This is a genomic window from Streptomyces sp. NPDC006326 (assembly GCF_040612915.1).
GTDB lineage: Bacteria > Actinomycetota > Actinomycetes > Streptomycetales > Streptomycetaceae > Streptomyces.
Window position 1 is genome coordinate 171,908 of the sequence record NZ_JBEXRC010000008.1, and the last position, 18,665, is coordinate 190,572.

The window sequence follows — 18,665 nt, forward strand, 5'->3', positions numbered from 1 at the left end:
CTCTCTCCCCTGCGCATGCGTGAAAGAGGGGCGCCACGTGGACGCCCCTCGTTACGTGTGTGCCTCGCGCTACTTGCTCGTGCGGAACTTCCTGCTCATGTGCGCCGTCAGGTCGATTCCCAGCACCAGCAGCACGGCCGTGCCGTACCCGACGAGCGCCACCGGGGCAAAGAGCCCGTGGAGAGCGCCGATGACGACCATCAGCGCCCACGCCTCCAGAGGAAGCAGCAGTACTGCGCCGACGAGGGCCGCTACGGCTTCACACTCGCGGCGCTTCTGTGCCTCGTCGGCAGTCTCGATGCGGACGCTCATTCGCTCTCCCCCTTCAGTCGCGCGATTTCCCGCGCCTGGCTGACGATGACGTTCTTCAAGTCATCCACGAGGGAGCCAACAGGCGCCGTCGCTCCGATCTTCGCCAGCACGTCAGCGGTAACGAGGTCGGATGACACCCAATCCCGCTTCTCGTCGGCCGTCGTGTGGATGACCATGCGAGCCGGCTCCCGGCGTATGGCTGCTCGTGCCGCGCGCACCTCCGCCACGAGCGCCGCGTTCTTCTCGCGTGCCTCGCGCAGCTCACGGCGGAGAGGCTGAACAACATCTTCGTCGGTCCGCGCGAAGGACTCTTTCCACACGTTTCGCTGGTCGAGCGCCTCCCGCAAGCGTCGGCTTAGGTCCGCCGTTGAGCGCTTCGCCTCGTCCCGCTCCCGCCGGAGCTCTGCCACCGTGTGCCTGCACTTGGCCGTCTGGTCCTCAGTCGCGGCCGTGAGTAGGGCCTCCCACACCTGGCGGTCCATGCGCAGGCCGACCGTCTGTCGAGCAGCCCGAATGCGGCTGAGGGAGGGACCAAAGACCTCGGCATCCTCGTCGGCACACTGCACGAAGGCGGTGGACGTGCGGAAGGGACCTGCCTTGAGGCCCAGCTCTACGTAATGCGGCTCTTCGTTGTGCAGGACGTAGCCGCCGAAGAACTCGATCTGCTCGCCGTACCTCACGCCGCCCTCCGCTGCGTCCCGGTCTCCATCTCTCCGCCGGCTGCGATGGGCCGACCAACGACCTTCTTCTTGCCTTCGGCCTCCCAGTCGAAGACCTGGCGGAGGGCCTTGAACGCTTCGAAGACCTTCGGGCCGCACTCGACAGGCACGAGCTTCCAGCCCTCGGAGCGGACGTGAAGGACGGCACCGCCCACAAGGTCCGGCATGGGGATGCTCTCTCCGTCGGACGCCCGGATGATCCGGTCCGCGTAGCGGTAGGCGCTGAGCTGAAGAGCGACGGAGTCATACACCGACTTCGACGTCTTCCAGTCGAGGACGACGACTTCGCCGTCCACTTCCGCGATGGCGTCGAAGCTTCCGGCGTAGCCGTATGTGTCCGACCAGACTGTCTCCTCCATGTGGAGGAACTTCGGCTGTATCTCCTGAAGGAACTGATCGAACCACTGGACGTGTGGCTTGACGTCGACGTGCACGTGACGAAGCTTGATCACCTCGCCACGCGCCTGGCGCTCGAAGAGGTCGTGCGCCGTCGAGCCGAGGTCGGCAGCAGCCTTGCTCGTCCGTCGGTGCGCGTTCTTCAGGTAGTCAATGGCGCCCTGGGGGTCTCGCCGGCAGAGCTCGCTGACAATGTCCCAGTTGGTGACGGCTGCCTCCGCCGACTGCTTCGCGGCCCAGAAGGTCAGGAAGTCCTTCGGCAGCATCCCGACGACGCTCGTCACGCCGGGCACCTTCACGTGAGCGTCTTGCGGGTCTATGTAGAAGCGGGAGCCGCTCCTCTGGATCGTGCTTACTCCGGCCATCTGCCCTCCGTGTCTGTCTCTCTCTGACACAGGGGTTATGGGGTGGGCGCCGCCGGATGTTCAGGGCTGCGTCAAGATCTTTCGTCGACGTCCCCCGCAGGACCGACCGAGGGCCGAAGTACCAATCTGACCCCCTTTTTCAACTTCTCTCTAACGCGCTATAGAGAAAATGAAATAAGGGGTCAGGTTTGGTACTTCGGCCCGGTTGACGCGGTGGACGTACGCGAAGTGGAGGCGGATCAGGCCTCTGACTTGCGGCGACTGTGGCGACGCAGCTTGGTCAAAGTCTTCTGCGCTGCTTCAAGCTGCGCGTCGAGTCTGGCCCGCTGTCCGTCGGTCATGCCGTCGATGACGTCGGTGGAGAGCTGACTCAGGATGGACGCCACGCCTGTGGCCAGGCGGATGTGGTCGGCGACGAGCGAGCCCACAGGAGGAGCCGGCGGTGACGACTGCTCCGTCTGCTTCTTCCCCTTGGTCTTGGCCGGCGCCTTCGCGATGACTTCAGCGGCTACGATCTCCGCCCGCGCAGACGCGATTACGGCTGTACGGGACTTCTGCTGGACGCGCCACCGCTCCGACGGTCCAAGTGGCTGGAGCTTGTGGTCCTCCAGCTCCTCCGGTGTCGCGACCTCCCGGAGGATGTTGCCGATGTGGTACCTGACGGCCGCCTGGACGCTGTCGAGACTGTCTGGCGCGATGCCGGCGCCGCTGTAGATTCTGGCCGCGAAGTCGCGGTACTCCTTGCCTCGTCCGCCCCAGTTACCGGTTCTCCGCCTCATTTCGACGAGCACACGCGCGACGTTGCGGAGGAGGACTGTTTGCTCACCGCTGATCTGCTGATGCCGCTTGAGAGAGGCGATGCCTCGGGCCACCAGTGCCTCAGTGGATTCGTGCTCCAGGTCGATCATGGGAGTGTCCGTCCGGTCAACGGCCGCTCCACGTCCGCTCCGGCGGACAGGGTCAGTCGAGGGGGACATGCGTAAGCTCCTCAGGTCGGCGTATGCACAGAGTAGCGGCACCTTAGGGCGCCCTGGCAAGGGCGCCCTGTGACGGTTACGTGAAAGACTTCCCACAGATGCCGCAGACAATCGGACCGATGTCGAGCTTCGACTGAGCAAGCCAGATCCGGCGGGGAGGTGTGCACCCGCACTGAGCGCTAATCTTGTCCGCCCTTCCCGCCCTGGCCCGCTCTGGGGGCGCAACCGGCACCGGAGGGAGGGAAGCTAGGGCCGCGAGATCGTCAGCGTGCCGCTGTTGGGCCTTTTCAGACATCACCACGTCAGCGAAGCCGCGTGCCGGATCCCGGGGCTGATCTTCGGGCCAGTCAAGTCCTACCTCTTCGGCGGCATTGAGAAACGCCTCGTTGTGGTAGCGGCCACGTACGGTGGTATCTCTCAGGCCCCGGGTCCAGCACAGCACGTGGGCCGCCTCGTGGAGGAGTGCAGTCACGACCTCTTCCGGCCCGGCCGCTACTTGATGAGCGCTGACGCGAACGCCGTGCAGGACGTTGTTCGAGTCCAAACTCCATCGTCCTTGCGGATGAAGCACGAGTGCAGGCTTGGGTACTACTTCTAGATGCGCCTCTGGTAGTGCAGGGAGGTCAGCCCTAATCCGCGACCATGCGGCCGTAAGGATCTCTACCAAAGCGCCGGGTGAGGTCGGCATGATCGTCAGGGTACGCCCAGATGTCCCAAATCGGATCCATCCGTAAGTGCACTCACGGACTGCGCACGGGGCGTGCAGGTGCCTGTATGCCCGCTGCCTGGCGTGTGTAACCCGCCACGTGACGCACGTCACCTTCCGCTCGTGTAGATCATGTCATGCGCGTTACGTATCCATGGTCATGCCCTGGAAACGAAAAAAGCCCCCGCCCTCCCTGGTCTGGGAGAACGGGGGCTTTGAGGTGGCACTTTTTGTCACTGGTCGTACGACGGACTGACGCGCTTTCTCGTCGACTCTCCGACGAGGACGGGGAGGGCGATGGCACCGATGACGGCGGCTTGCTCCAGGTAGCCGCTGACGTCGAGGCCCGTCCATGCGCCTGCCGCGAGGATCACTGACGCGAGTCCCGCGCGGATCCTGACCGGCTCCTGCGCGGCGAAGATCTGGAGTGCGATGTAGGCGCGAAGGACGGCGCTGTTGGCAGCGCTAGTCACGCGGCTGATGAGCTTCCTCATGGGGTCCTTTCAGGAGTGGGATCGTGCATAGTGACGGGCGGACTCAAGGGCGGTGATCTCGTCCGCGATGAGCTCCAGGCGCGCCCAGAAGGCCGTCAGGTTGCCGTCATTACGGATCATGAAGTGGGCGTCCTCCGGGCCAAGGGCGCCTTCCGACTCGTGCTCCAGGTGCGGGACCCCGGGGCGGTCGATGTGGATCAGCTTGAAGCCGGCGTTCTTCAGGCTGACTGCCTCGTTCAGGTACCGGACGTCAGTGATAACCGCCGGGCGTCCGAAGTTGCGGTTCACCTCGTACGCACGGGCCAGGCCGGCGCGGAGCCAGACCTCCGGGTCCACGGCGCGCATGGAGGCGCCGAGCTCCTGAAGGGTTCGGCGAACCTCCGGCACCTCCTTGGCCGCCTCCCATCCGCGCATCACGACGTAGTCCGACAGGCGCACAGTCAGCGACACGTTTCGGTCGTCGGTACCGGCCCGCTCCACACCCACGATCGGGTCCAGCTTCAGCGCGGCAGCCTTCAGCGGGTCCGCAAACGCCACACGTTCATACCCGCGGTTGTCGACGAGCCACTGACCCGCGGTGTCCTTGCCGCTCCGTGCCCGGCCGATGATGCCGATGTTCATGCGTCCCTCTCCCCTACGGTTGGTGACGCAGGGGTTATGGGGTGGAGAGCCTCAGTTGTTCAGATCACCTGCAAGATTCCTACAGCGGCAGGATCGGGGTCAGGGCCCGCACCATCCACCGGGCAAGCTCGGCGTGCCCCGCATCCGTCGGGTGTACGCCATCGACGCCGATCGCCGTCGAAGCGTTGGCCGACGTGATGTAAGGGCTTTGCGAGCTGACGACCGTTCCCCCGCCGTTGCGGGTGTCGCCCGTCACGAGAGAGATGTACGGGAGTCCCGCGGCCGTCGCTGCCGTGCGCAGGGTCGTGTCCGTGGTTGTGATGCTCGTCGCCGGCGTGGCCGTCGGTGCGATGGGGCCGGTCACGATGATCTGAGTGTTCGGGAGCGCCGTCTTCGCTGCGGAGTAGAGGGAGGCTGCGGCAGTCGAGATAGCCGACTGCGACCCCGTGTTGTCGTTGTAACCACCCTTGATGATCAGCACGTCCGGTGAGTACGCCGTGACGTCAGCCGCCAGGCGATCACCGAAGATGGCGTACGAGCCAGCCGTTATGTACCCCGTTCCTCCGCGCGCCTGGTCCCAGACGTCAGTCACGCCAAGCATGCGTGCGGCCTTGTAGAGCCACGTCCCCGTTCCTCCGCCGGCGTTCTGCGTGCTGCCGTCGGTGATGCTGTCCCCGAGCACCATGAGCCGTCCACGAGCCGTCACCGGCCGCCAAAGCGAGGCAGACGGGCCGATGTAGATACCGCCGAACGGGACGGTGTAGAGATCGAAGCGCACGCGACGAACCGCCGACGAGCCGAAGTCCACCTTGAGCATGTGCCCGGATCCGGTCGTCGTCCCGCCAATGCTTACGGGGGTGGCCGTCAGGGGCTTGCCGTCGATGCTCAGCTTGTAGACAGACGCGCTGCTGATGTACTTGAACCGCATCTCGAAGACGCTCGCGTCCGTCACGAACTCGAACGCCCAAGATCCCTGCCCACTCGCGTACGTATGCGGGTACCGCGACGTCGGCAGGGCATAGGACGTGTCCGGGGCGGAGGCGCCGATCTGGAAGTCTGTTGCTCCCAGGAAGAGGAAGTCTCCGCGGACATCGGTGCCAGCCAGAGTCACCAGCGGAGGCGCGTACTTGACGGCGCTCGTGATGCTGCTAGTCGTCGTCTGCGCCGTCGTGATCGTAGGCGCCGTGCCGGAGTAGAGCGGGTCTGCCAGGGCGAGATCCGCTATGCCTCCACGTCGGATCGTCTGCCGCTGACGTGCAGCTATCGCCGTCTCGTTGACCAGGATGCGGTCCGTCGCGGATGCCAACGCGGAACCGGTGGCGTAAGCGCCGTTGGCACGCGTCACCTCAGCCGCAATGGCGCCGTCCGTGTAAGTCTTGGCGGCGTTGGTCGCGGCTGTCTGCGCCGTGGCGGCTGCTCCAGCCGGCTCCGCGCCGACGGAAGAGGCCGTCAGCACGACCGTTCCCGTCAGTCCGTTGACCGACGAGATGAGTGGCGTTCCGCTCAGTGGATGCCCAGAGGGCCAGGTCGTTGCCTTCGGGCCGTAGATCGACCACGCCGCGATGTCGATGTAGAAATCACCGTCGGCCCCCGTGCCTGCCGAGGGAGCACCGGACCCGGAAAGGATCGTTCGGCCGTCCACGCCGTTCGCACCGTTGGAACCCGCGGGGCCGACTACGGGGTAATACGTCCCCATGGACGGATCCGCCGGGGCGATGTCGGCAAGGTTGACCGCTGGCGTCCCCTGCGGGAGGTTGATGGAGTAGGTCCGGGAGCTGACGTCCTTGAAGCGTTCGGTGACGCTGTAGAGCCACCCGGTGGGCTGGCTGTTCGGGTTGTCAGTGGCGATCAGGACGACGCTGAACTGTCCGGACGGGTCGAGCGTCACCGTCACGGATCCGGCTGCGATGGTGTCCGCACCCGACAGGGTCAGCAGTGCCGGCGCTGTGAAGGTCACTGTGCCGACGAGGGGTGTACCGTCGGGCCGGACGTAGCGACCGTTCAGGGTTACCGTTGCGATGCCCGGAGGCATGCTCATGTGGCGTCACCTCCAGGTGGTGACTCGGATATGAGGTGGGCGGCGTCGTGCCACGCCTGCCACTCGCGGACTCGGGTGACGTCCTCTCGGACGTCGTCGATGTCGCTGCGCACGTCGTCGATGCGTGCATGGAGAGCGGCGCCCAGGGAGTCGAGCGTCTGGCGCGTCGCCGCACCGTCCTCCGCTACGGCGACGCGGGTACGCCGCAGAAGAGCGACGAGTGCGGGGGCCGCGCCGAGCCCAGCGGCGACCACTACGGCCGCCGCTGAGATCAGTGCGATAAGGACGTCGGGTCCCATCAGTCGGTGACCCCGAAGCCGTGCTTGGCGCCCAGCTTGGTCAGCGACGTCTTGCCCGGGTAGCCGTCCGCGTCGGCACCGGAGTAGCCAAGCCGACGCTGCCACGCCGCGTAAGCCGTCTTCGTCAGCGTGCCGAAACTGCCGTCCTTCGCGTACGCCGCGGAGAGCAGCCCCTCCGCCTGGAGCGCCGCCTCCACCGGGCGGACATCGCTTGGGTTCGTCGTCCCGCCCTGCGGGAGGCCGGGGTCACGCCGGGCCGCAGCGAGGAGACGGGAGAGGCTCACAGTCGGGCGCGAAGGCTGCGGGACCGGAGCGGACCCACCGCCCGCAGCGAGCAGTGCGTTCTTGTCAATGTTGCCCGGATCCCAGTGATCGTTTCCGGGGATGTTGCAGTGGCCGTAGTGGCCACCCTGTGACGTCCACGTTGCCGCGGAGCGGTTCGAATTGGCGGTGTAGGAGTCGGCCAGAGCGCCCGCCGGCCAGACGTCAGGGACGCCCCAAGAGCGGATGGCGCGTATGAGCGCCTTGAAGTTCGGACCGGGCGTCCAGTACGACGTGAAGGGCTTCGACGCGCGGGCCAGGACTTCGATCTGTATGCAGACCCGTCCGGTTCGGTTCGTGCGCAGCGTTCCGGCGTTCTTGAGTGCGCGGGCCGACTGGTTCAGCGGGCCGTACTGACCGAGCCTGTCAGTCGTCGGGTCGTAGAGGATGTGCGGCTCGGAGCTGACGGCCGACAGGTACGCGCCAACGGAGTTGAAGGCCGCATCCCCCGCCCCGCTCTCCGTGGTGTGCCAGACGACGCGGGGCGGTGCGTCAGGCGTGTCCATCGCACCGCCGATGCTTCCGTCTCCGAGTCGCTGAGCTTCGGGAATCCAGATTTCACCCATTGATGTCCTCTCCAGGGCATGAAAAAGGCCCCGACGAGGCGGGGCCTGAAATGGTTATGCAGTTGGCTACGAAAGCGGGTATCGCACTCCGTCGAGGGCGAGCCAGCGTGCTACGGCTGCCACGGGTGATCCGGTCGTCGGGGGAACCACGGCGGTCAAGTTGCCGTTCGGCTGCACAGTCAGCCACGCGAACAGATCGGCCGCCCACTCAGTGGCCACGATAAACGTCCGCTCCTGCGCCGGCCGAATGGCGGTTGGCAGGCTTGAAAGACGGAAGGCCGTGGCAGGGCTGAACGACGTGAATCCGGACTTCTGAACCTTCCCGCGGAGTTCGACTGAGTTGTCGATGATCCGGTAGGCCGGTGCCGTCGTGATGTATGCGGCGTATCCAGCGTCGAACGTCAGCGGTACCCAACCTCCAGGCAACATCGTGACCCACGACGTTCCATCGAAAATCTCCTTGCGTTTTTCGGCGATTAGGAAGCATTCCATTCCCGCCGTTGGCGCGGGCAAGACTGCCGCTCTGTCGTTGGCATCGGCGAACGCGAGGTTTAGCTTCGGAACGACGGCGTTTACCAGGTTGCTGGTGGCCGATTCGATGTTGGGCGGGTCACTGAGAAGCGGGTACGGCACGTTCTGGTCGAGGCCGTCAACTCCGGGCATGCGGAAGTCTCCCCAAATAGGTAGCGGGTGCGCTCCGGGAGCGCGGGAATGAGCGGACGGACGTCAGGGCGCCGTAGCGCCGACTACAATCCAATTCCCGTCCGCATTGACGGCCACCATGACTTTGTCACCGATGCTCGCGGTGTAGTGGCGGAGGCGCCTGACGGACGGCACGGGGCCGGCGGCCGTGGTGATGTTCAGCGTTCCATCCCCGTTGACGGCCGTCACTGTCGCCATGAGCCACGAGGCGCTGAGCTGCACTACAGCGTCCTGTGCGGCCCTCTGGATAGCCTCTGCAAGCCGCGTCATGCCGTGTCCTCCTTGCCCCCGCGCAGGGTGATGGATGAGCTCCCTGTGGCCGTCAGAGGGATCGTCAGGGCCTGGAGCAGGAAAAGGTTTCGACGACGTGCGTAGCGCAGCCGGATTACGTCCGCCGGCTCTAGGGCAGGGTTAGGAGTGGCGGCAATGGACGCCTGGATATTCGGCGCTGTGGCATCGAAAAGCATCGACTGTGCCACGGCAGTGCAGCCTGCCACCGTCGTAAGCAGTGCGGAGGAATAGAACTTCGTCACCTTGCCAAACGGCCCGCCCCAACGTGTGGGGCTCGTTACGTCGGAGTCGTAAACGGTCGCGCTTACTGGCGTTGAGTTCGACGACGTGTTCTCGCCCGACACCTGAACGGCGTTGTAAACGGCCGCCCTGGACATCGCCCGTGCGGCAGACATCAGAGTTCCGCCCTCCCCCTCCGCTATCTCCCATGCGACTGGGGATGTCAGCACGTTGGGGGTGTCAGCGATAACGTATCGGTTCGTTGCGTCGCAGTAGATTTCCGCGTTCATCGCGCGGGCTACCTGAACAACCGCGTCCCATCGGTCTGCCTGTGCGTTCCACGTCGCAACCGGGCAGGCAGGATTTCGACTGTCCGATGTTGCGTTCACGATTACGGCCGATGGGTCGGTCTCGTGGATTAGGTACGTGATCGCGTCGACACAGGTGGCGTATCCGTACGTCGACGTCGGCACCGCAAAGCGGTCATCCTGGATAGCTACTTCTGCCGACTTGCCGGTGAGAGTGATTGGTCCGCGATGCACATCAGCCGACGGCTCGTCGATTCGGAAGGTTCCGAGCGGCACCCACTCAGTGCCACTCGCGAACGGGATGCCGCGAAACACGCGGAGCTCCTGCCCGTATACGGCGAGCGGGTCTGTCGCATTCCAGGGAAGGAGCGACAGATCCGCCACCGTCAGGGAGAGGGAGCGGCGGACTTTCGATCCGCGGTCCAGAGTGACGGAGCCGTCCGAGACCGGAATGTTCGCCCGGGTGAGCGCGCCGTCGTAGTAGGCGTCCACCTTCACCGCCATGCGGTGGGACATCGTCAGAGCCTGCTGAAAGGCGGGCGTGGTCGTCTGCATCACGAGCCCCCAGTGAGGACGGACAGCCAGTCACTGTGGTTGGTAAGGACGTCGAGCCAGTCAGTCGATTCGGACTCCACCGTCGCCCATGTCCGCGTTGCCGATCCGGCCAGTGCACCGATGGGGCGGTCGACCTCAGTGAGGGGCAGGGCCCAAGTGCGGTCCTGGTATTTGGCCCACCGAAGGATGTGCGTCTCCGTGACGTCGCCAATCTGCACGTACACGTCCTGCTCGCCCCACGTCGAGGGCCACTGGATCAGAAGCGTGTCGCCAGTCTCCAGCAGCCACCACAGGCGGGTGATCTCGTCCCGGGTTGCCGTGACGACATTCAGCGTCCCCGTGCGACTCGTGCGGGTGTCGCTGATCACGATGGGCGTCGTCCGGCCCGTCACCTGGTGGACGCCCTGACGAGCGGCGCGGGTCCAGTCGGGGACAGTCTCTACGGTGAGCGTGAGGCTTCGTACCGGCTGCGCCGGATCCTTAACGACCACATCTGTCACCGCCGGCTCCGGCAGGCTGATCGGCCGTGACGTCGTCCGCAGGTAGTCACTTCCGGTGTAGACGCGGAGGTGATACCTGATCGGGACGCCTAGCGGTGCCTCGTAGTCCGCCGCTACCGCTACGTCGCCCGTAATGGGCACCGCCACCATGTCCCCGGACTCGCCGCGGATCGGCGTCATCGCGCCGTCGTCCCGCACTCGCCACAGGCCGTAATGCGTGTGGCCACCGGTCGTCAGACCCTGGAGGGTGATCGAGGCACCGTAGACATCAGGGATGACGTCGGCGAAGAGGCCGAGGCCTCCGACGCCCACCATGGCTTCGTCTACGAAGTACACCGGGAGAGTGGGGGCCAGGATCCTGATCGCCACCCGCAGAGACGCGGCGCCATCCGGCGCTACGTCGGAGCCCATCGGGCTATACCAACCGCCCGCACCGCTCGTTACCCATCGGAAGACGCCGGTTGCGATCTGTGTAGACGTCGCGTCGAACCACGTGAACTCGACATCAATTTCGACATTGTGTGGCACGAAGTCGTGCCACAGATAGGCCGTGCACTTGTATGTCGTGCGTGGTGTGACCGGCACCGTCCCCGTCATCTGCACCGTGGACAGTGGCGCGCCTGACGTCGGCAGGATCGCCATGGAGGCGCCGCCGGCGAACACGGTCCCCGTCTGCCGCTGAATCGTGCAGCCAGACGCAGCCGTCCAGGCAGATACGTCCACCTCCATGGACTGTGCGCCGTATCCGAGGAGGTTGCCAGCGATCAGCGGCGCGGGCATGAGGCCGATGTAGTCGTACAGCCACGTCTGTGCAGCCGCCGTTGCCTGCGGCCGGAAGGCGATTCGCGCTGCCACCGCACCGGTGGGTGCCGTGCCGATGGCCGTCAGGCGGTTCCACGATCCGGCGGTGACTGCGGTCCATGTCATCGCCGAACCGGAGAGGAAGGCGTCCGCGGCGTCGTACCAGCGGATTTCCAGAATGACGTCAGTGGTCGTCGTCGGCTTCACATAAGCGAGACCCACGTATTCGACGCCCACCGTGATGGGCACCGATGGCGTCGAGTTGGCCCGGGTGTTACCGGCTGCCGTGGAGGTCAGGCGGAGGCTGTACCAGCCCTCCCACGAGTCGGTACTCACTCGGTCCACGGTGCAGTTCGTCAGCGCCGCCCACCCGGTGGCGTCGGTATCCGCGCTGGCCGTGTTGTAGCCGAGCAGGTTTCCGTCCCACGTCTGCGGGAGCCCCATCGTGATCACATCCGCCGCGACCACGGCGCCGGCGGAAAGACCGGTCACCGTGATCGTCACTGCCGCGTACGTCGCTCCGGTGGGGGCTTTCGCCGTCACTTGCGGGGGCGGGGCATTCCAAGCCGTCGAGTTTGCGAGTGACGTTGCTGCACCCGCGGACGTCGAGAGGGGGGAGCCCCCGGACGACGCCGCGTACCAAGAGATCGACACAGCCGACGTACGACCGGAAGCGGCGACGACGTTCGCGAAGAACGCATACGCCTGGTACTCGGCCCCGGCCGTGACGGCGACGCGAGTTGCCGTAGTTGCCGTCACGGTTCCGGCTGCCGTCGCCGTCAGGCCGAGGCTCTTCGTCCCCTGGTAGAAACGGCTGGACTGCGAGAGCGTTGTGTTCGCGCCCGCAGTCCAGCCGCTCGTGTTGGTCTCAATGCCTGAGGTGTTCGCAGGCAGCAGGTTCGTCGCTACGCTCATCCGCCGTCCCCACCTTGCTCACCGCGAAGCGGCTCGGTAGTGGACGGGGGCGGCTCCACCTGAGGCGCTGTGTAGACCGGGGGTGTCGGCTCGTCGACAGGGGTCGGCTCTTCTGGCGTCGGGTCGTCGGGCATCAGAGCCGCCTTCCTGTAGTGAGTGCGTCCACATCAAGCGCGTCACGCTGCGAGATGCGGACATCGACGATGTCTGTGATTTCCCGGTCACCGACGTAGACGTGAACGTCGGCATGGAGCTGCGTCGGGCTCGTGGAGGGCGTGAGTCCCCGCAGGCTTGCTGCCTGGCGGACCATGGCCCTGGAGTCGGAGGCGCTGTAGACCTGCGACGGGCCCAGGAAGCGGACGAGTTCGGGCCCTTGCTCCCCTACCCACGCCAGTTCCCCGATCCCGGGGAAGCCTCCCGCGGCATAGCCGCCGGGGCGGTCGTATGCGCGTGGGAGGGAGCCGTAGCGGCTCATGGCGTAGCGCATTGAGCTGTAGATGTTGGCGAGTGGGTCAATCGAAACGCCGTACATCTTCGGCCCGACTCCCTGGTACGGACCGGCGTAGGCGTCGAACGTCGGCTTGATCACCTGCATCAGGCCGACCGACGGCGTGCCCGCCTTTGCGTTGCTGTCCCACAGGTTCACCGCCCGCGGGTTGCCGCCTGACTCCTGCGCCATTCGGCGAAGGGTCGTGTCGGCATACGAGGTCGGATTACCCGTCAGAGTCAGCGCCCGATTGACGTACCCGCGCCACCGCTGGACGTCAGAGCCGCCATTGCCGCCACCTCCTCCGCCGGAGAGGTAGGTCATCGGGTCCACAGGACTGCCATTAACCCGCGCTTCGAGGTGCAGGTGCGGCCCGGTCACGTTGCCCGTAGCACCGACTCGGCCGATGACCTGGCCCGCGCTGACTGCCTGCCCCACTGACGTCAGGATCTGCGACATGTGCGCGTAGAGCGACGTCAGCCCGTTGCCGTGATTGATCATCACGTGGTTGCCGTACGGACCTCCGTCCGTCGCCATGGTGACCTTGCCGCCGGCCACGGCCCGGATCAGCGTCCCGACGGCTGCCGGGAAGTCGAGGCCCGTGTGATGCCCTGACGCCCACATGGAGCCAGCGACGCCGAAGCGCGTGCCGTACGGGACGTCGACAGGCTTGGTCCAGGCGCCGCCGTCCCCGCCGAATCCGAAGAGCTCTACCGCCTTGTCCTTCAGCGCCGACACAAGGTGACCAGGAATCTTCCCGATCGCCTGCGCCCACGGGTTCTGAGCGAGGCTCGAAAGCTTGCCCTTCACACCGTCAGTCAGTTCGTCGAAGAGCCCTGCGGGGTCCGTCAGCGCATCCCATCCGCCCTTAAGGACGGACGCGACCTTAGACGAGCCATTGCGAAGCCAGTCGACAATGCCGCCGTCTTTGTACGCAGGCGTGCCGCCGGCAATGGCGCGCTGAACGCCGCTGATCCCGCCGGAGCGGGCAGCAGCGTTCCATGCGTTGATGCGGTCGGCACCAACGGCACGCGTCCACTCGGGGCGCATGACAGCCTCGCCACCGCCTACGGCAATGAGTCGGTCGTCACGTCCCGGGGAATAGCCGGACATGATTCCACCGGTGTGGAAGCCCTTTACCTCGTCGAGCTTTCCGAGTCCGGTGATCTTCGCTACGGCATTCCAGACAGGGACAATGCCGCCGTTATAGACGGTCTCGACGATGAACTTTACGGGGCCCTTTGTCAGCGACTTGAGCTGATCCCAGGACCGGCCGATTCCGTTCTTCGTCTGCTCGAACGCATCCGCCACCAGATCCAGCAGACTACGCAGCCGGTCAAGGTGCGGCTTAACGCCCTCGTTGTAAAGCCACCTCGCTTTGTCTCCAATCCAGGAGAAGACGGGTGAGATGACAAAATCCCAAAGCCACTTCGCCGCGGATCCGACCATCTTCAGCTGGTCACCGAATTGCGAGAACGCAGGCTTCACGCCCTTGTCGTACAGCCACAAAGCCTTGTCAGCTATCCATCCGAAGATGGGGCCGAGCGCCTTCTCCCAGAGCCAGAGCCCGACCTCCCCCAGCGCCTTGAACAGCAGGTAGAGCGGCACGAGGACGGCCACGGCGACGATCTGAAACAGGATCTTCGCTGCTGCCCAGATGAAGCTAAAGGCGGGGCCGATGGCGTGATCCCAGAGCCAGAGGGCACCCTCACCGACCGCTTTAAGGATTATCCAGAGGCCTTCGAATACAGGCTTCAGGACCTTCGTCCACAGAAATTCCGTCGCGATCTTGATTCCGGCCCAAGCTGTGTCGACCGCTGTCCGGAACCATCCGACGTTGTTGTACGCCCAGACGACGCCGGCCGCTAGGAGCGCAATCACGATGATTACGGCGCGGATAATTGGCACGATGCCCGTCGCGCCGAGAGCCACCGCGAATCCGGATGTGACGATCGTTGCGACGATCATCACGCCTTCGTAGATGGCCATGGCCACAGCGAAGGCTGCCATGCCGACGGATATCGCCTTCGTCGCGAAGTAGATGCCCCACAGGGCGATCACGAATTCCGGAGCGTTCTGCGAGATCCATGAAATGGCGCTGATCACTGGAGACAGCACCGTCATCGTGGCCTGAGAGACAGGCGATAGAGCCTGTGCCACGTCGAGCGCGGCCCGTAGGAGATCCCCGAGGAACGATGCGAGTCCAGGCGACGTGTCCTTGACGTATTTCAGGAATCGCTCGAAGTCCGGGGAGCCCTTCAGGCTCGTCCCCCACGCGGCGAATCGGCCGGTGATGCGGTCCGAAGCTGCGGTGATCCCGTCCATGTGCGGCAGGAAGGCGTCAATTACGCCCGCCATGCCCTTGATCACGTTTCCGAACGCCGTCCCGAGCCCGATGATCGCAGGCTCCGCACTTTCCTTGATGTCTGCCTTGAAGCCTTGCCAGAAAGGCGTCTTGAGCTGCGCGGACGCCTTGTCCATCAGCGTTCCTACTGCGCTTGCAGCGGAGAGGACGAGCGGGGTCAGGCCGGGAAGGGAGGCCTTCGCCCCGTCGACACCCCGAGTAAAGAGGGGGAGGACGGCCGGTTGCAGCTCCGTGTGCCACTGACGGAAGGCGACCGTCAGCCCCTTCGGGCCGGCGATGGCGTCGAAGAGTGCCCGCGCCTGCGGAGACATCTTCTCCAGCGCCTTGCGGTATTCCTCGCTCTTCGTCGCCGACTGTGAGAGGGCGCTCAGGCCGGACAGCCGCGCGGACTCTACGCCGCGCTCCGCAGCCTCGATGGACTCTGCGGCGCTGATCTGCGCGTTAGCCGCGTTCTCCACGGCGTCGGCGACCCGTCGCTGTGCGTCGGTGACGGCCTGCGCGGATTCGATCTGAGTGCGCGCCGCCGCACGCTGAGCGTCTGCCAGAGCCTTGGCCTGCGCTGCCACGGTTCGCTGAGCATCACCCGCCCGCTCTGTCGCAGCCTTGACGGCGTCGTTGCCGTCCACACCTGCGGCCCTGGCTTTGGCGGCGTCCGCCTGGAGGTCGGCGTACTGCTGCTTCTGCTGCTTGGCTGCCAGCACCGCCTGGGCGTACCGGAGCTCAGCCTCTTCGCGCTCCATATCGGAGACGGCAAGCCCGCGTTCGCGCACGTTCTGGAGGTCGATCTCCGCCTTCTGTACGCGGAGAGCTGCCTCCCGCTCGTCGAGTGCGCCGTCGGTCAGACGGTCACTCAAGTCGCGGAGCTGACGAGCTGCGTCCGCGCGGGCCTCTGTGAGGTCTTCCTCCGCACGACGGGCGGCCCGCTTGGCGTCAGCGAGCGATTCCTCCGCGCGGACAACCGCTTCAGCAGCCTGGCGCCGCTCATCCGCGGCCCGTTGTGCAGCCTGCGCGACGGCACGTTCCGCGTCGGCAACCTGGCGATTGGCCTGCGCGATGCTGCGTGCGGCATTGCGGTGAGCGGCAGACAGAGCGTCCTGCGCGCCGGCCATTTGCAGCGCCCTCTGCGCGGACTGCGCCGCGGAACGACCGCCAGCGTCAGACGCCTGCTTCGCTTCCTCGTCGGCTGCCTTCTTCGCCTTCAGCGCCTCCGTCACGCCCTTGATGGCGGGCACGGCGACGAGCGTCAGGGCGCCCACTCCGCCGGCTGCGGCCGTCGCCATTGCGGCGATACCGCCAAGGCCGGCAAGGATGGGCGGTGCTGCGGGCAGAGCCAGGAGTACGCCGAGCTGAATCGTCAGATTCAGAAGAGCGCTGCTCGCCTGCGATGTGTCCGCGAAGGCCCGGATGTTGAAGACCTTCGTGTCGTCCGCCATCGCCTGGAGTGCCGCAAGCTGAGCCGCAGCAGCAGCCGTGTCCGCACGGACGTCGATGTCTGCGGCCGTCGCTGAGAGGACCGCGAGTCGCTCCTGTACGCGGGTGATTTGCGCGAGCGCCGTAGCGGCGTCCACGTCAATTCCCACACGCTGGTCTGCCAGGGTGTCGAGCTGCGCGCGCAGAGACTGAATCTCAGCCCGCGCGGGGCTCGTGTCCGCGTCGATGTTGATCTCTGGGAGTGACGCCCGCGCCTGCTCCACGACCGCGCGCAGCTTGGCACCGAAGGCGCCATCCGTCTCCAGCCGCACCCGTCCTGGCGTCGCGCTGATCTCCGCAATTGCCTCGCGAATCTCGGCGAGTGCCGTCCGGGCCACCGCCGTATCCGCGCGCACGGTGACGTTCGGATGCGCGGCCCCGAGCCGGCGAAGCTCCTCCTCCAGGTGCTGAACCTGAGCGGCAGCCGTCTCCGCGTCGATGTCAATGCCGAGACGCTTGCCGCTGAGCTGCTCCAGCTTTGCGCGGATGCGCGCCAGTTGGGCGTCGACGCCGGTATCCGAGAGGCGGACGTCGAGCTTCGGCATCGCCTTGAAGGCGATCTCCAGCTTCCGCCGGATGCTGCGCGCGAACGCCCCGCCCGCATCATCACCCTGTCGTCCGGCCGCGCGAGTTGCCGCGCGACCACCTTGCATGACTGCCTCGGGGATAGCGATCACGATGTTATTCGAGATCGCCTGCCCCATCCGCTCTCCCGCTTCCCGACCTACGCGGTCGGCGATGGGGAGAACGAGGGCCTTCAGCTTGCTGTGGAAATTCGGGACGATCGGCACGACGTCAACGGCTGCGCCACCGACGATATCCAGATCCGCCATTATGCCTCCGTCGGCTGGTCTCTCAGCCGCGGGTCAAGGGCGCGGCGCTGCTCGTCCGTCATCCCTCTCTTCTGAGCGGACTTCGGGGGTATGCCGGGGCGCGGCATCGGCTGGAACTCACCGGGCTTTTGACCGGCGGCCGCGATGGCTACGTGACGGCTTAGGACGATCTCGTCACGGATGGTGGCCAGGAGCATTTCCAGTGCGCTCCACTGCGCCAAGTCAGGGCGGTGCTCGCCCGATGCCTGTTCCAGCTCCGCGGGGTCAATGGCGTTGCGGATAGCGGTTTTCGTCGCCGACTCCTGCGGTAGATGCTCGATGAGCACGCGAAGCCTGCGGAGGGATAGCCCGCCTCGATAGACGTCGAGCAGGTCTGTCCCTCGAACCGCTAGGTCCGCCTCTAGCGCCTCCGCGTGCTCTTCGAGGACGTGGAGCGTGCTCCAGACTTTCCCGGGGTCTCTCCGACGGATTCCATCGCTTCAGTCGTGAAAGCGTTGATCTCCTCGAAGGTGGCGTCGAGCTCGATGAACGTCTCTACGTCGTCCTCGTGCAGGACCCCGGCCGCCCACGTGTCGTAGTCGGCCTCACGGAGGGCACGGAGGTACGAGGGGCGCCAGGCAGTGATGGGCTTGATTCGCAGTTCAGAGCCGCAGAGCGAGGCGGTGCCGTACTCGCCGTTCGCCTCGTTCTCCTGGGCCTGAGCGGGGGTGGTAGCAGACATGCGCGGGTCTCCTAAGTCGCTGTGGTGGCGCGCGGGTCATGAGTTGAAGCGGGGCCCGGACCCGCGCAGATACGGGCCCCGCTGGTAATTGGTTACGCCGGGAAGAACCCGGAAACGTCAATGCCGCCGTACTTGATGGAGCGCTTTACGGCCGCTGCGTTCGACGCGCCCTTGTAGAACTTAAATGTGAGCTGGACGGGCATAACGTCGGCCGTCTGCGGCTGCTCGTCGCCACGCTCCACGACCTTGCCGTTCGGCATGTAAAGCCGCATCCGCTTGCCGTTGTCGATGGTGTCGAAGATGAAGGCATAACGGAGGTCCGACGGCTGGTCGGGCATCGCGTACGTCGCAATGTCCGTCGTCGGCTCCAGAGCGTCAACCGACACGTTGTCGTAAAGCGCTCGCACGAGAGGGTTGAGCCCCTCCAGGAAAGTAACCTGAACGGACTTCGTCGACTTGGTCATCAGCGTGCGAATCGGCTCCAGAGAGCCAGCCGCCTCGATGTCCTTCGTCTCCTCTTCGAGCTTGAAAAGCCCGCCCTCGGTCGTCACCCAGCCGAGATTCGTCCAACCCGTGCCAGGGTCGGCAAAGCCTACGGGCGATGCAGTGTCCTTCGCGGCCAGGTAGACAAGGTAGTCAGTTGCGCCGAAAGTCAGATCGGCATTACGGGTATCCGTCATGAGC

The 18,665-nt window shown here is 65.5% G+C and carries 17 protein-coding genes; 1 reads left to right on the top strand and 16 read right to left on the bottom strand.

Annotation, left to right across the window (positions count from 1 at the left end; genetic code table 11):
* Positions 1–69: 69 nt before the first annotated feature.
* The 7 genes from ABZ128_RS09540 to ABZ128_RS09570 form a co-directional block, all read right to left on the bottom strand.
* Positions 70–312, bottom strand: coding sequence for a hypothetical protein (locus tag ABZ128_RS09540; protein WP_356847170.1), 243 nt, complete (start codon positions 310–312; stop codon positions 70–72).
* Positions 309–992 carry a hypothetical protein gene (locus ABZ128_RS09545; RefSeq protein WP_356847172.1) on the bottom strand — a complete coding sequence of 228 codons (684 nt, stop codon included), beginning with the start codon at positions 990–992 and terminating at the stop codon, positions 309–311. Before ABZ128_RS09545 ends, ABZ128_RS09540 begins: the two co-directional genes overlap by 4 nt.
* Complete coding sequence (locus tag ABZ128_RS09550) at positions 989–1,792, bottom strand: hypothetical protein (RefSeq protein ID WP_356847174.1); 804 nt, start codon at positions 1,790–1,792, stop codon at positions 989–991. The genes ABZ128_RS09545 and ABZ128_RS09550 overlap by 4 nt, the downstream gene beginning before the upstream one ends.
* Positions 1,793–2,031: 239 nt before the next feature.
* Entirely contained in the window at positions 2,032–2,700 is a 669-nt protein-coding gene (locus tag ABZ128_RS09555; RefSeq protein WP_356847176.1) for a hypothetical protein, read from the bottom strand.
* A 1,008-nt stretch (positions 2,701–3,708) separates the two neighbouring features.
* Positions 3,709–3,948, bottom strand: a complete 240-nt coding sequence (locus ABZ128_RS09560) for a hypothetical protein (protein ID WP_356847177.1) — start codon at positions 3,946–3,948, stop codon at positions 3,709–3,711.
* A gap of 30 nt (positions 3,949–3,978) precedes the next feature.
* Positions 3,979–4,590 (bottom strand): hypothetical protein, encoded by a 612-nt coding sequence (locus tag ABZ128_RS09565; RefSeq protein ID WP_356847178.1) that lies wholly within the window; start codon positions 4,588–4,590, stop codon positions 3,979–3,981.
* A gap of 79 nt (positions 4,591–4,669) precedes the next feature.
* Positions 4,670–6,628 carry an SGNH/GDSL hydrolase family protein gene (locus ABZ128_RS09570; protein WP_356847179.1) on the bottom strand — a complete coding sequence of 653 codons (1,959 nt, stop codon included), beginning with the start codon at positions 6,626–6,628 and terminating at the stop codon, positions 4,670–4,672.
* Positions 6,629–6,675: 47 nt separating this feature from the next.
* Between ABZ128_RS09570 and ABZ128_RS09575 the strand changes: the two genes are divergently transcribed.
* A complete protein-coding gene (locus ABZ128_RS09575; RefSeq protein WP_356847180.1) occupies positions 6,676–6,897 on the top strand; it encodes a hypothetical protein in 222 nt (73 codons plus the stop codon).
* A gap of 29 nt (positions 6,898–6,926) precedes the next feature.
* Here the strand turns inward: ABZ128_RS09575 and ABZ128_RS09580 are convergent, their stop codons facing one another.
* The 9 genes from ABZ128_RS09580 to ABZ128_RS09620 form a co-directional block, all read right to left on the bottom strand.
* Positions 6,927–7,814, bottom strand: coding sequence for a peptidoglycan-binding protein LysM (locus ABZ128_RS09580; protein ID WP_356847181.1), 888 nt, complete (start codon positions 7,812–7,814; stop codon positions 6,927–6,929).
* Between the two features lie 66 nt (positions 7,815–7,880).
* The gene (locus ABZ128_RS09585; protein ID WP_356847183.1) at positions 7,881–8,477 is read right to left on the bottom strand and encodes a hypothetical protein; all 597 of its coding nucleotides are present in this window, start codon (positions 8,475–8,477) and stop codon (positions 7,881–7,883) included.
* 63 nt (positions 8,478–8,540) lie between these two features.
* The gene (locus ABZ128_RS09590; protein WP_356847185.1) at positions 8,541–8,786 is read right to left on the bottom strand and encodes a hypothetical protein; all 246 of its coding nucleotides are present in this window, start codon (positions 8,784–8,786) and stop codon (positions 8,541–8,543) included.
* Positions 8,783–9,850, bottom strand: a complete 1,068-nt coding sequence (locus ABZ128_RS09595) for a DUF5047 domain-containing protein (RefSeq protein ID WP_356847186.1) — start codon at positions 9,848–9,850, stop codon at positions 8,783–8,785. The genes ABZ128_RS09590 and ABZ128_RS09595 overlap by 4 nt, the downstream gene beginning before the upstream one ends.
* Before the next feature lie 38 nt (positions 9,851–9,888).
* Positions 9,889–12,105, bottom strand: a complete 2,217-nt coding sequence (locus ABZ128_RS09600; protein ID WP_356847187.1) for a hypothetical protein — start codon at positions 12,103–12,105, stop codon at positions 9,889–9,891.
* A 133-nt stretch (positions 12,106–12,238) separates the two neighbouring features.
* On the bottom strand, positions 12,239–17,260 hold the full coding sequence (locus tag ABZ128_RS09605; protein WP_356847189.1) for a peptidoglycan DD-metalloendopeptidase family protein: 5,022 nt from the start codon (positions 17,258–17,260) through the stop codon (positions 12,239–12,241).
* Complete coding sequence (locus ABZ128_RS09610) at positions 17,260–17,586, bottom strand: hypothetical protein (RefSeq protein ID WP_356847190.1); 327 nt, start codon at positions 17,584–17,586, stop codon at positions 17,260–17,262. Before ABZ128_RS09610 ends, ABZ128_RS09605 begins: the two co-directional genes overlap by 1 nt.
* Before the next feature lie 74 nt (positions 17,587–17,660).
* Complete coding sequence (locus ABZ128_RS09615; protein ID WP_356847191.1) at positions 17,661–17,981, bottom strand: hypothetical protein; 321 nt, start codon at positions 17,979–17,981, stop codon at positions 17,661–17,663.
* A gap of 92 nt (positions 17,982–18,073) precedes the next feature.
* Positions 18,074–18,661, bottom strand: coding sequence for a phage tail protein (locus ABZ128_RS09620; RefSeq protein WP_356847192.1), 588 nt, complete (start codon positions 18,659–18,661; stop codon positions 18,074–18,076).
* Between the last annotated feature and the right edge of the window lie 4 nt (positions 18,662–18,665).